Annotated in this window: 12 protein-coding genes; 10 read left to right on the top strand and 2 right to left on the bottom strand. The window is 65.5% G+C overall.

All coding sequences use genetic code 11. The features are described from left to right. Positions 1 to 5: 5 nt before the first annotated feature. Positions 6 to 569 carry a hypothetical protein gene (locus AWC02_RS03030; RefSeq protein ID WP_237160302.1) on the bottom strand — a complete coding sequence of 188 codons (564 nt, stop codon included), beginning with the start codon at positions 567 to 569 and terminating at the stop codon, positions 6 to 8. Between the two features lie 424 nt (positions 570 to 993). Here AWC02_RS03030 and AWC02_RS03025 point away from each other — a divergent pair, with 424 nt between their 5' ends. The 10 genes from AWC02_RS03025 to AWC02_RS02980 all read left to right on the top strand — a co-directional run bounded on the left by AWC02_RS03025 (position 994) and on the right by AWC02_RS02980 (position 11,608). Continuing rightward, positions 994 to 1,863, top strand: coding sequence for an MlaE family ABC transporter permease (locus AWC02_RS03025; RefSeq protein ID WP_085127101.1), 870 nt, complete (start codon positions 994 to 996; stop codon positions 1,861 to 1,863). A gap of 1 nt (position 1,864) precedes the next feature. Continuing rightward, the gene (locus AWC02_RS03020; RefSeq protein ID WP_085127099.1) at positions 1,865 to 2,722 is read left to right on the top strand and encodes an ABC transporter permease; all 858 of its coding nucleotides are present in this window, start codon (positions 1,865 to 1,867) and stop codon (positions 2,720 to 2,722) included. A 1-nt stretch (position 2,723) separates the two neighbouring features. Then, entirely contained in the window at positions 2,724 to 4,316 is a 1,593-nt protein-coding gene (locus AWC02_RS03015; protein ID WP_085127097.1) for an MlaD family protein, read from the top strand. Further along, complete coding sequence (locus AWC02_RS03010) at positions 4,313 to 5,392, top strand: MlaD family protein (protein WP_085127095.1); 1,080 nt, start codon at positions 4,313 to 4,315, stop codon at positions 5,390 to 5,392. The genes AWC02_RS03015 and AWC02_RS03010 overlap by 4 nt, the downstream gene beginning before the upstream one ends. After that, entirely contained in the window at positions 5,385 to 6,434 is a 1,050-nt protein-coding gene (locus tag AWC02_RS03005) for an MCE family protein (protein WP_085127093.1), read from the top strand. Before AWC02_RS03010 ends, AWC02_RS03005 begins: the two co-directional genes overlap by 8 nt. Before the next feature lie 113 nt (positions 6,435 to 6,547). Further along, positions 6,548 to 7,633, top strand: a complete 1,086-nt coding sequence (locus AWC02_RS03000; RefSeq protein WP_085127155.1) for an MCE family protein — start codon at positions 6,548 to 6,550, stop codon at positions 7,631 to 7,633. A gap of 2 nt (positions 7,634 to 7,635) precedes the next feature. Continuing rightward, positions 7,636 to 8,883: an MCE family protein gene (locus tag AWC02_RS02995; protein WP_085127091.1), complete on the top strand. Its 1,248-nt coding sequence runs from the start codon at positions 7,636 to 7,638 to the stop codon at positions 8,881 to 8,883. Beyond that, positions 8,880 to 10,130: an MlaD family protein gene (locus AWC02_RS02990; protein ID WP_085127089.1), complete on the top strand. Its 1,251-nt coding sequence runs from the start codon at positions 8,880 to 8,882 to the stop codon at positions 10,128 to 10,130. The genes AWC02_RS02995 and AWC02_RS02990 overlap by 4 nt, the downstream gene beginning before the upstream one ends. A gap of 19 nt (positions 10,131 to 10,149) precedes the next feature. Beyond that, on the top strand, positions 10,150 to 10,812 hold the full coding sequence (locus tag AWC02_RS02985; RefSeq protein WP_085127087.1) for a tetratricopeptide repeat protein: 663 nt from the start codon (positions 10,150 to 10,152) through the stop codon (positions 10,810 to 10,812). A gap of 10 nt (positions 10,813 to 10,822) precedes the next feature. Then, positions 10,823 to 11,608 carry a mannan-binding family protein gene (locus AWC02_RS02980; RefSeq protein ID WP_085127085.1) on the top strand — a complete coding sequence of 262 codons (786 nt, stop codon included), beginning with the start codon at positions 10,823 to 10,825 and terminating at the stop codon, positions 11,606 to 11,608. Positions 11,609 to 11,625: 17 nt separating this feature from the next. Here the strand turns inward: AWC02_RS02980 and AWC02_RS02975 are convergent, their stop codons facing one another. Beyond that, entirely contained in the window at positions 11,626 to 12,294 is a 669-nt protein-coding gene (locus AWC02_RS02975) for a YoaK family protein (RefSeq protein WP_085127083.1), read from the bottom strand. Positions 12,295 to 12,304: the final 10 nt, after the last annotated feature.

Raw genomic sequence — 12,304 nt, 5'->3', positions numbered from 1 at the left:
CGAACCTACCCGACGGCGGGCGCTCCGATGCAGGCCCCGGAATTCCGCACGGCATCGCCCCACCCGAACGCGGAATCGATGTAGGCGCGGGTGAAACCCGCGGGCTGCTTCTTGCGAATGCTGTCGGCGATCTGCGACAGCTGAAACAGCACCTTGGTCAGGTGTTCGCCGCCGTAGACGGGCGAGTACGGGCCGTAGTTGTCCGGGGTGTTGCGGATGGTCAGCGGCTGCAGTCGTGGGCCCAGGAAGCCGGTCGAGCGGTCGAGGTTGGCCACCACCGCATCTGCCTGCGCCTGCACCTGCGAGTAGGTGTCGCGATGGTCGGCAAGGTTGCGATTGAAAGCGGTGACCTGTCCCATCAGCGGGTCGAACTGCGCGTTGAACCATTGGCACGAGTCCGACATGCCGCTGATCATCTCGGGCGTCACCTGATAGGTGAAGGTCGTGTAGGGCCAGATGTCCATGCGCGGCGACCAGTCGCTGGGCGCGGGCGTGAACTCCGGCAGCGCCGGTGCCGTGTCCGGGTCTGCGGCCGCGGAGCCCGGTGTCAACACGGCGGCCGCTGCCATCACGCCCGCGACAGCGGACGCGATCTGAGTCCAGCCTCCCCGTATCGGCACTGTCCCGACTCCCTTCCACTCGTTGCGTACGTCCCGGAGAGTATCGCCATCGAACCCCTTGTGGGGGCGCCAAAACCGCGAAAGTGGGTGCTACCGACCAGTAACCCCCCCATAACAGGTGTCATGTTGCTTGAAGCACCCTTGCCAGGGCATTGTGTCCGACATCATGTCCGGATGAAAGGACTCGGCGGACACCCATGTGCTCTATCCCGACCGCCGCGATGCGTATCCTTTCTGCCAACCCACCAGTTGGTCCGAGAAGCGAAGAACCGAACAGCGGAGTAAGAACCCTGATTATGGTGCCTGCCCTGGATCATCAGCCGCGCGCGCGATCGGCTACCCACGGTGATCTCACGACCCCGAACGGCGATCGATGACTCCCCCGGACAATCGCGACCTCACAGAGGCGGCCCCGCTCGACGGCGTGGCCGCCATTCAGGACTGGACCGCCGGCTATGTCAACCGCCACCCCCTGGCGTCCCTGAACACCGTCGGCGAGCAGTGCGTGCTGGCGGTGCGCACCGTGCAGTACTTCTTCTCCGACTTGTTCGGCGGCCGCTTCCAGTGGGGCGAGTTCGTCCGGCAGAGCGCGTTCATGGCCAACACGGCGGTGCTGCCGACGATCCTGGTGGCACTGCCGATCGGCGTCACGCTGTCCGTTCAGTTCGCGCTGCTGGCCAACCAGGTCGGCGCAACCTCATTGGCGGGCGCGGCTGCCGGGCTGGCCGTCATCCGGCAGGCCGCCTCATTGGTGGCAGCCATGCTGATGGCCGCCGCCGTCGGCTCGGCCATCACCGCCGACCTGGGTTCGCGCACCATGCGCGAGGAGACCGACGCCATGGAGGTGATGGGAGTTTCGGTGATCCGCCGGCTGGTGGTCCCCCGGTTCGCCGCGGCCATCATGATCGGCGTCGCGCTGACCGGAATCACCTGTTTCGTGGGCTTTTTGGCCAGCTACCTGTTCAACGTGTATTTCCAAAAGGGCGCGCCCGGCAGCTTCGTGGCCACCTTCTCCTCGTTCGCCACCACCGGCGACATGATCGTCGCGCTGATCAAAGCCGTGATCTACGGCGCGATCGTGGCGGTGGTCTCCTGCCAGAAGGGGCTGTCCACTCGCGGCGGGCCGGCCGGCGTCGCCAATTCGGTGAACGCTTCGGTGGTCGAGTCGATCCTCGTTCTGATGATCGTCAACGTCGCCATCAGTGAGCTCTACAACGTGCTGTTCCCGCGGACGGGCCTGTGACATGAGCGCCTCTACCTATGTCCCGGCATTCGCGCGCCCATGGGTGCGCCTGTACCAAATCGTCTCGGAGCCGACCATCCGGCTCGGTCACATGCTGGTGTTCTTCGGCCGCGCGGCAGCCGGTCTGCCCACCGTGCTGCGCCATTACCGCAAGGAGTTCCTGCGGCTGCTCTCCGACATCTCCTGGGGCAACGGATCCATCGTGGTCGGTGGAGGCACCGCCGGCGTTGCCGTGGTGCTCGGATTCACCGCCGGTGCGCTGGTGGCGATCGAGGGCTACAACTTCCTGAACCTGCTGGGACTTGGGCCGGCCACCGGCATCATCTCGTCGCTGGTCAATACCCGCGAGCTGGCGCCGATCATGGCGTCGCTTGCATTCGCGATGCAGGCCGGCTGCCGCTTCACCGCGCAACTGGGCGCCATGCGGATCTCCGAGGAGATCGACGCGCTCGAATCGATCGCGATCCGGCCCATCCCGTTCCTGGTCACCACCCGACTGCTGGCCGCCACCATCGCCGTGATCCCGCTCTACGTCGCCTGCCTGGCGATCACCTACCTCACCTGCCAACTGGTCACCGGCCTGATCGGCGGCGGTTCGATAGGCCCCTACCTGCACTACTTCACGATGATGCTCAGCGGCCAGGACATCTTGTACTCGGTGCTCAAGTGCGTGGTGTTCGTCTGGCTGGCCTCGACCGTGCAGTGCTACTACGGCTTCTACGCCTCCGGCGGACCCGAGGGCGTCGGGGTGGCCGCCGGTCGTGCCATGCGTGCCAGCATCACGGTCGTGATCATGGTCAACATGCTGCTGACGATGGCCCTGTGGAGCATCGACGCCGGCGCAAGGTTCGGAGGCTGAGATGGCCAATTCGCTGGATACCGACGGACGCGGACCTTCCGACCAGCAGCTGCTGGGTGCCGGGATCGCCGTCCTGCTGGTGATCGCCATGACCACGGCGGGCCTGCTGGCCAAGTCCACCGGCATGCTCAACTCCTACGTGCGGGTGGTCGCCGACTTGATGAACGTCGGCGACGGCCTGCCGGCCCAGTCCGACGTCAAGTACCACGGGCTGCTGGTCGGCAGCGTCACCGACGTGATCCCGGCCGCCTACGGCAAACCCAACTACGTCCACATCAACCTCAAGCCCGATTACGCCAAGGACATCCCGAACTCGGTGACGGCGCGAGTTGTGCCGTCCAACGTCTTCGCCGTGTCATCCATCCAGCTGGTGGACTCCGGGGAAGGCGGACCCACGATCCGCGACGGCGCCCACATCGCCGAGGACGGCGAGTTGTCCACGGTGATCTTCCAGACCACGGTCTCCAAGCTGCGCGACATTCTGGCGGCCACCGGTCGCGGGCGCGAAGACCACAGTCTGGGCATCCTGGCCGCGGTCGGCGCGGCGACCGACAACCGGCGCGTCAAGCTGCTCAACGCCGGTGCGCACATGTCCCGCCTGCTGGATCAGCTCAACGGCATCGTCGCCACCGAGCCGGGACCGTCCACCATCTCGGCGCTGCTGGAGGCCACCCACGGCCTGCAGTCCACCGCGCCCGACCTGGTCGACGCACTGCAGCAGGCCGTCGAACCGATGCGGGCATTCGCCGAGAAGCGCGCCGAGCTGGCCTCGCTGGTCACCGGTGGTCAGCACACCGTGGGCGTCACCCGCGAGGCGTTCGACAACCACATCGACCAGCTCATTCAGATCACCCACGACTTCACGCCGGTGGTGGGCGTGCTGGCCAACAACGCCGACAAGTTCGTCCCGATCTTCAAGCGGGTCAACGGGCTCAGCGACAAATTCTTCGAGCAGCTCTACCACCCCAAGTTGATTACCAAGAACATGCGGGCCAACCTGTCGTTCACCCCGCTGCACACCTACACCAGGGCCGACTGCCCGCAGTACGGCGAACTCAAGGGCCCGAGCTGCTTCACCGCGCCGATGATCTCGGTGCGGCCGGAACTGCCGGAGAATCTGCTGCCGCAGAACTACCGCTTCCCCGCCGGCCTGGAACCCCCGCCCGGTACTGAGATCGGCTCCGATGGAAACCTGCATGCGGTCGGACCGCCCGTGGTCAACCCGGATCGCAGCCTGGTGGACACCAACCCGCCGCTGCCGTGGTGGACCGGGCCGTTCCCGCGTGTTCCCGGCACCGCTGACCCGTTGGACCCGGCTCCCCCGCCCCCACCGAGCCCGCCCATTCCGGTACAACCCCATGCACCGGAGTGGCAGCCGGCTCCGCCGGTGGCTCCAGCTTCCTACGGAGGCAACGTGGGTCCCGTCGGCAGTCAGACCGAACGCAACCAGCTCGGCCTGCTCACCGGCCAGGGCGGGCCGGCGTCGGTGGCGACCCAGCTCTTGCTCGGCCCGGTCGCGCGCGGCAATGCCGTTTCCGTGTCCTTCTCCACCGCGGCCGAGCCCGCTCCGCCGAAAGCAGGTGGCAATAAGTGAGGTTCCGGGGCCCTTTGATCGGGCTGTCCTTGTTCATGGTTGTCTCCATGGCGCTGACCTGGCTGGTCTATGCCACCTTGCGCCGCGATGTGGCCGGAGCCACGACGCCGTACGCCGCGATGTTCACCGACGTGTTCGGGCTGCGCGAAGGCGACGACGTCCGGATGGCCGGGGTCCGGGTGGGCCGGGTGGAGAAGGTCGCACTCGACGGGAAGCTGGCGAAAGTCTCCTTCATCGTCCAAAGCGACCAGAAGCTGTACGGCAACACCGTCGCGTCGGTGACCTACCAGAACATCATCGGCCAGCGCTACCTCGGACTGTCGCTGGGCAGCAACGAAAACACCGAAGAACTGCCGCGTGGCAGCGTGATCGGCGTGGACCAGACCGACCCCTCCTTCGACGTCGGAACGCTGCTCAACGGCTTCAAGCCTTTGATGTCGTTACTGGATCCCAAGCAGGCCGACGATCTGACCAAGGGTGTCATCTTGTCGCTGCAGGGCGACCAGGCCTCGATGGCCACCCTGGTGGATCAGTCCTCAGCGCTGACAGCGACGCTGGCCGGGCGCGACGAGGTACTCGGAGACCTCATCACCAGCCTCAACAAGGTCACCGGGACCATCGCCGGGCAGAACGATCAGTTGGATCACGCACTGACACAGGCACGCCGGGCAGTCGCCGACCTGGACGCCCGGCGCCCGGCGTTGCAATCCTCGGTCGGGTCGCTGGCCCAGGTGACGCGACAACTCGCGAAGATCACCGATGAAGTCTTCCCGTCCTTCGAAGAGATGATCAACCGGGAACCCGGTTTCACCAAACACCTTGCCAGCATCGAACCGCAGCTGGCATTCAACGGCGCCAACCTGCCCCTGCTGCTCAAAGGCTTCGGCCGGATGTTCGGCGAAGGGGCCTACGGCATCGCCTACCTGTGCGACTTGAACGCCACCGGTTTCCTGCCGGGACAAAACGACCTCACCACGATGATCATCAACGCCGCGACTCCTGGCAACGCACGCCCGCTCACCATGGAGAACCTAGCCTGGTTCACCCCGAGATGCAGGAACACCGTCGATGGCTAGCATCAAACGACTCGTCGGCCAGTGGCGCAGCCGGCCCCTGGAGTCTTACAACACCACCTGGCTGGGTTTCTGCGCACTGGCGGTGGTCGCCGTGGTCGTGGCTGCGGCACTGTTCGTCAAGGTGCTCGGCTTCGGCTATACCCGCTACACCGCGGAGTTTGCCCAGGCCGCCGCGCTGTCTCCCGGGAACCCGATCATGGTGGCCGGCATCGAGGTGGGTCGGGTATCGAGCATGAAGCTCGCCGGTGACCACGTCGAGGCCGGTCTCACAGTTCGCAACAATGTCCCATTGGGCAAGGACACCCGGGCGAAGATCCAGGTGATGACGATCCTCGGCTCGCGGTATTTGCGACTGGAGCCCGACGGCCCCGGCGCGCTGCCCGGCAAGCGGATTCCGCTCTCCCAGACCGAAGTGCCCTACGACCTCGAGTCGCTGTTGGAGGACGCTACCACCACCTTCGACCAGATCGACTCCGACCAGTTCGCCCAGTCGCTGGCGGTGCTCGGGCGACAGATGAGCGGCCTTCCGCCGGTGGTTCCCCAGGCCATGGCCAACCTGCACGCACTCGCCAAGATCACCGCCGATCGACGTGACGAGCTCGGCACCTTGTTGGCCAGCACCCAGCGGGTGGCCAATACGCTGCACAACCAGCAGACAAGCCTGGGCAATCTGGTCGATCAAGGCCAGGATTTCCTGGGGGAACTGGTGGCGCGTCAGAACACCTTCCACGCCATGTTGTCGGCCCTGACCACTCTGGCCGGCCAGCTCAACAACGTTGTGGTCAAGGACCGGTCGATGCTCGACGACATGCTGGCCAACATTCGTGCGCTGTCCGACATGCTCGGCCAACATGACGACCTGGTGCGCAGCGTGCTCCAAGCCGCACCACCCGCGTTGCGGGGGGCGACCAACGCGACCGGCTACGGGCCCGGTATCGAGTTCTTCGCCGGGAACGGTCTGCTGAACGACTCGTGGATGTGCGCGATCAGCGGACGCGCCAAGCAATTCGGCATGATTGAGTACTACAAGGACTGCAAATGAGCGCGCCGCCGACTACCGCCGACGACCCGATCGAAGAGCCCGCCGACACGGAGCGCACAACTCCTGTGGCCCAGCCTTCCGGCACCCCGGTGCGCCGGCGCGGCGTCAAGGCCATGGTGACGGCGCTGGTCGCGGGGGCACTGGTCGCCGGCGCTGTGGCCGCCTACCACTTCAATCCATTCGGCGGACATATCACTGTCACAGCCCAATTCGACAGTGCCGCAGGGCTCTACGAGGACAATGTCGTAGCGGTTCTCGGTATGCCGGTCGGCAAAGTCAAAAAGGTTACTCCCAAGGGCGAATACGTCGAGGCTGAACTCAGCGTCGACCGACGGGTGAAGATTCCCGCCGATGTGAACGCCGTGACCATCAACACCTCGATCCTGACCGCACGCCAGATCGAGCTGACCCCGGCCTATACCGGCGGACCGGTTCTGCCCAACCACTCCACCATCGGTTTGAACCGCACTCGGACGCCCGTCGCGTTCGACCGCGTGCTGGACATGCTGGACAAGGTTTCGAAGTCCCTCGGCGGCGACGGCAAGGGCAACGGACCAGTGGCCGACGTGATCAATGCCGGTGCCGATATCGCCGACGGCAACGGCGAGCAGATCAAATCAGCGTTGAGCGAGCTGTCGCTCGCACTACGACTCAGCTCCGACCGCGGCGAGGCGACCGGCGATCAGCTGACGACGATCATCACCAACCTCAGCTCCCTGATGGACGCCGCGGCTCGCAACGACGCGAAGTTGCGGCAATTCGGTTCCACCACCCGGCAGTTGAGTCAGATGCTTGCCGATGAAGACTTCGGGACCGGGCGCACCGGCCGTATGCTCAACGAGGTCGTGACCCAGGCAACATCGCTGATTCAGGCCAATCGGGACCACCTCAAGCAGAGTGTGATCAACGGTGACATCGCCTTGACGACCATGGCGGACAAAAGGCGCGAACTGGCGGAGCTCATCAATGTGCTGCCGATGACGTTGGAGAACCTCTACAACGCCGTCGACACCAACAACGGCGCGGTCCGCCTGCACGCACTGGTCGACAAGATTCTCGTCGAGACCCAAAGCACCAAAGAAATGTGCAACATGATGCACCTTCGGCAGTTGGGTTGCGGCACGGGAACGTTGGCTGACTACGGCCCGGACTTCGGCCTTACCTATATCCTCGACGGACTTTCGATGATGGGACAGTAGACGTGACATCGCGATGGAGAAGGGCACCGAGGACCGCCGCAGCGCTGCTGTGCGGCGCGGTCATCGCCTCGTCGGTGGCCGGGTGCGGCACCAGTGGGCTGGACAGCCTGCCACTGCCGGCGCCGGGGATCGGCCGCGGCGGCTATCAGATCACCGCGGTGTTCGGCAATGCCCTGAACCTGCCCGGGCACGCCAAGGTCAAGCTTGCCGGCGCCGACGTCGGTCAGATGGAGTCGATGGTCGCCCGCAACTACACCGCCGTCACCACACTGCGCATTATGGACGGTGTCCGGATTCCCGCGGGCAGCACCGCTGAGTTGCGTTCGGCGACACCGCTCGGTGACGTGTTCGTGGCGATCAAGCCGCCGGTGCCGGTCGATCCGTCGGCGCCGCTGCTCTCAGATGGCGACACGATCGGCCTGGAGTCCACCGCCTCTGCGGCCACCGTCGAGTCGGTGTTGAGTTCGGCGGCGCTGCTGGTCAACGGCGGCGCGGTGCAGAACTTCACCAACATCATCAACGGCGCCGGGAAGGCGACCGGCGACCAGGGCCAGGCGCTCGGCAAACTGATCACCCAGTCGAACGACCTGCTGCGAAAGCTCAACGCCCGTTCGGGTGAGATCGAGTCGTCGCTGCGTGAAACCAGCCAGCTCGCAGAGCGCCTCGACTCCCGCAGCGCGGCGCTCACAGCCGTGCTCAACGCGGCGGGCCCAGCCACCGACACGATGGTTGACAACACCACCCAGATCGCCGACCTCGTCGAACAACTCGGTGCCACCAGCCGACAACTGGCCCGGTTCCCGTCGATCGCCGGCACCGACGACTCGGGGCACAGTTTCGTCAAGGACGCCAACGTGCTCGCCAGCGCCTGGAACGACATGGCCACCGATCCCGACATCAGCCTGTACGCGCTGAACCGGCTGATGGCGCCGATGATCAAGATCACGGCGGGCACCGGGGCGGCGGTACATGCCAGCATCGATCGCCTGGTGTGGGGTTCGATGCCCGATGCCGGATTCAAGGGCGACCCGGCCTTCCACGGCCCGAAGCGCTACGACTGGGCCAAAATGGCCGGGTCGATCAAGTATGCGCTGTGGCGTCTGCAGGAACGCGTGGTCGGTCGCGGGCCCGATTCGGATATGGGGCAGGCACCCTGGACGGCTATCGGTCCCCCGATGCCTCCCACCCCCGCTGAACTTGAGATGGAGGCGGCACAGGCCGGCCTTGTCGAACAGGGGCCGCGGCCATGATCGATGCACTGAGCCGTCGGATCGTCGCACTGGTCCGGGCCGGATACCGCCGCAAGAACCTGCTGTCGGGCATCGCACTCGCGATGACGCTGGTGGTAGCGAGTGGGTATCTCCTGGTGGGCGCACTGCGGGTGAATCCGGCGCGGTCCACCTACCAGATCACCATCGCCCTGCCCGATTCCGGCGGCCTGCTCGCCAATCAGGACGTGTCGGTGCGCGGTGTGCCGGTAGGCCGCATCGAGTCGCTGCGCGTCACCAGTGGGGGCGTCGACGCGGTCGTCAACATCGACTCCAAGGTGAAGATTCCCGCCGACAGCCCGGTGCGCGTCTCCGGACTCTCGGCGGCCGGTGAGCAGTACATCGACTTCGAGCCGCCGTCGAGTTCCGGGCCTTATCTGACGCGCGGCAGCGTGGTCTCGAAAGATCACGCCACCACGCCGATCCCGATTTCGCAGTTGCTCGCCGACGCGGACGGCATGCTCGCACAGACCGACACCCGCAAGATGGAGCTGATCAAGAAGGAGCTCAGCCTTTCCGACGAGGGCCCGCGCAAGCTCACCGACATCGTTGACGGTGGGTCCTTCCTGTTGTCCACCCTGGATTCGGTGCTGCCGGAGACGGTGAGCCTGCTCAAGTCGAGCCGCGTGGTGCTGACCATGCTCAGCGACGTCAACAACGGTATGGCCTCGACCGCGGCGAACCTGGACAAGGTGTTTCGGGGAATCACTCCGATGATCGGCGGTTACAACCAGCTGCTCGATCAGGCACCCGGAATGTTGTCGGGCGTCGACAGCGTCTTCGATGACAACTCCGACGTCATGGTGGGCCTGTTGGGCAACCTGGCCACCGTGTCTCAGCTGCTCTATGTCCGGGTACCAGCGCTCAACGCGCTGTTCCCCAACTACCGCGGTTCGACGTTGGAAGCGCTCAGCTCGGTGATCCGCGAGGACGGCATGTGGACCACGGTGGACATCTACCCCCGCTACACCTGCGACTACGGCGTGCCACGGCGCGCGCCCTCAGCGGCGGACTTCCCGGAGCCGTACCTGTACGGCTACTGCCGCGACACCGATCAGTCGGTTTTGGTGCGCGGCGCCCACAATGCGCCACGGCCACCGGGAGACGACACCGCAGGCCCACCCCCGGGAGCCGACCTCGCCGCGACCACGGATCCCACCCCCAAGGGCCGGTACACAATTCCGACCCCGTACGGCGGGCCACCGCTGTTGATCGACCCGCCCCGCTGATGTTCAAGGAGACACCGCGGTGAGCACCGCTGATGAGCCGACGCCGGACCGGGCAGAAAAGAAGCAACCCGCTGTCGATGATCCGGAGTCGCCGAAAGTAGCCGGCACCGAGGAATCGGCCGCCGACAAATCCGCCGACGAACCGGCCGCCCCGGCGCCTGCCGAGGACGTCGCACCGGCGACGGCCGGAGTGCCGCTGTGGAAGCGCCGGCACCTGTGGCGCGCCGTGGCCGTCGCGGCGGTCTACGGCGTGGTGTTCGGGTCGGTTGCCGGGCTGGGCTGGCAACTGTGGCAACAGCATCAGGTGTCCTCAGCGGAGGCGGCCGCGCGAGCGGCAGCCGTGGACTACGCCCAGGTGTTGACCAGCATCGACTCCAACAAGGTCGATGACGACTTCAACGCGGTCCTCAATGGTGCGACCGGGGAGTTCAAGGACACCTACACCAAGGCCAGTGTGCAGCTGCGACAGTTGCTGATCGACAACAAGGCCGCAGCACACGGCACCGTAGTGGAGTCGGCAGTGCAGTCCGGTTCCCCGGACAAAGTGGTGGTGCTGCTGATGGTCAACCAGACCATCACCAACTCCACCCGCCCGGACCCGCGGGTGGACCGCAGCCGAATGAAGATGACGATGGAGAAAGTCGACGGCCGGTGGCTGGCGAGCAAAGTGGAATTGCCTTAGGAGGCAAGCTATGTGGGCGACCCGGTTACTGACGGGCGTGCTTGCCGCAACATTTGCGGTGTCTGCGGCACCGACGGTCGGCGCTTCGGCGCCGTCGTTTTGCGACGGCCTGGGCGGCAACTGGGACGGCCATTTCTGCACCACCGACGTGCACTCGGAACGACTGGCCACCCGCTACATCCGGATGGCGGTGCCCGGCGATCTCGTCGACCATCCGGTCGCCGGTCCCCCGATCCGCGAGTACCTGTCGAAGTTGTTCACCAATTGGCGCACCAAAGGTGTGTCGATGGTCGTCGACAGTTGGGGCAACGAGAACTACGAGATTTTTCAGCACGGCAAAGCGCTGACCGTGGTCTTCCACGAGGACTACCACGCCGAGGGCCCCTACATCAACAACGCCTACCGCACCTTCACCTTCGATATGGGGCCCGGTGGCCGGCAGCTGCAGTTGACGGACATCACCAAACCCGGAGTCGACCCGCTCGCGGTGATCCCGCAACTCGGTGAGCCCTACATCGTCGAGGCGCTGGACCGGGCGTTCTGGGAGCACCGTCCGGGCGAATACCCCTTCGTCCCGGAGCGCTTCACACCCGACAAGGTTTTCTCGGGCGGATACCGGTCCTGGGCTCTGACCCCCGATGAGCTGATTCTGTACATGCCCGACTATCCGGTCGGACACGACAGTCCGATCCAGTACAACCAGATGCAGTGGTTCATGGACGGCGGCAACGTGCAGGCGCACATTCCGCTGTCGGCACTGAGTTCGATCCTGCGTCCGGAGTACGGCGGTTCCTGAAAGGCACGGGCGCCGGTCTACCCGTAGCGGAAGAGGGCCAGGCTCACCAATACCACCGCACCTGCCATCGCGATGATGGGCGCCACGAACACGTGCGTGAGGGTCGCGCCGACGACGGCACCCAGGATCATCACGAAAACGACGGTGTAGCGCAGGTTTTGGCGGTCCGCCCTCCCCCCGGCCAGCCGGCTGTCCACACCGATGCCGACGATCGTCGAGGTGAGCACCGTGGTGTAGAGCTCCTGGATTCCGAATTGGCGGGCAGTCGAGTTCTGCACCCCGAACGCCACGGCCAAACCGGCGATCAACACGAACTTGCTGGTGTCGGCGTAGCGCAACACCCCGAGGCCGGCCAGGGCGGCCAGCAGCAGGAGCAGGGCCGCCTCCAGACTCAGCGCAACCGTCAGCCAGCGCCGGGGATTGGGGTTGCCATACATTCGGAACAGTCGGCCGCTGATCACCGCGCCGGTGAGGAACCCGCCGATTGCGACCATCGCGGCGGTCAGGTCAAAACCGGTGCCGGGCACGAACAGAAAACCCAAGAAGATCGCGTTGCCGGTCATATTCGCCACGAAGACGCGCCCGAGTACCAGCACACTGACCGCGTCGACAAGGCCGGTGGCGAACGTCAACAACAGCAGGGCCACCACGGTGCGCCGTCGCGACAACGGCGACGCGATCGGCATACTCCGCTAC

Source organism: Mycolicibacter engbaekii, from assembly GCF_002101585.1.
Lineage (GTDB): Bacteria > Actinomycetota > Actinomycetes > Mycobacteriales > Mycobacteriaceae > Mycobacterium > Mycobacterium engbaekii.
Note: the sequence above shows the minus strand (reverse complement) of the source record. Positions and strands in the feature narration are given on the sequence as shown.

Bases quoted from the DNA above. Each gene is read 5' to 3' on its own strand.
- AWC02_RS03030 (WP_237160302.1), bottom strand. From the start codon at position 569: ATGGCAGCGGCCGCCGTGTTGACACCGGGCTCCGCGGCCGCAGACCCG.
- AWC02_RS03025 (WP_085127101.1), top strand. From the start codon at position 994: ATGACTCCCCCGGACAATCGCGACCTCACAGAGGCGGCCCCGCTCGAC.
- AWC02_RS03020 (WP_085127099.1), top strand. From the start codon at position 1,865: ATGAGCGCCTCTACCTATGTCCCGGCATTCGCGCGCCCATGGGTGCGC.
- AWC02_RS03015 (WP_085127097.1), top strand. From the start codon at position 2,724: ATGGCCAATTCGCTGGATACCGACGGACGCGGACCTTCCGACCAGCAG.
- AWC02_RS03005 (WP_085127093.1), top strand. From the start codon at position 5,385: ATGGCTAGCATCAAACGACTCGTCGGCCAGTGGCGCAGCCGGCCCCTG.
- AWC02_RS03000 (WP_085127155.1), top strand. From the start codon at position 6,548: ATGGTGACGGCGCTGGTCGCGGGGGCACTGGTCGCCGGCGCTGTGGCC.
- AWC02_RS02990 (WP_085127089.1), top strand. From the start codon at position 8,880: ATGATCGATGCACTGAGCCGTCGGATCGTCGCACTGGTCCGGGCCGGA.
- AWC02_RS02980 (WP_085127085.1), top strand. From the start codon at position 10,823: ATGTGGGCGACCCGGTTACTGACGGGCGTGCTTGCCGCAACATTTGCG.
- AWC02_RS02975 (WP_085127083.1), bottom strand. From the start codon at position 12,294: ATGCCGATCGCGTCGCCGTTGTCGCGACGGCGCACCGTGGTGGCCCTG.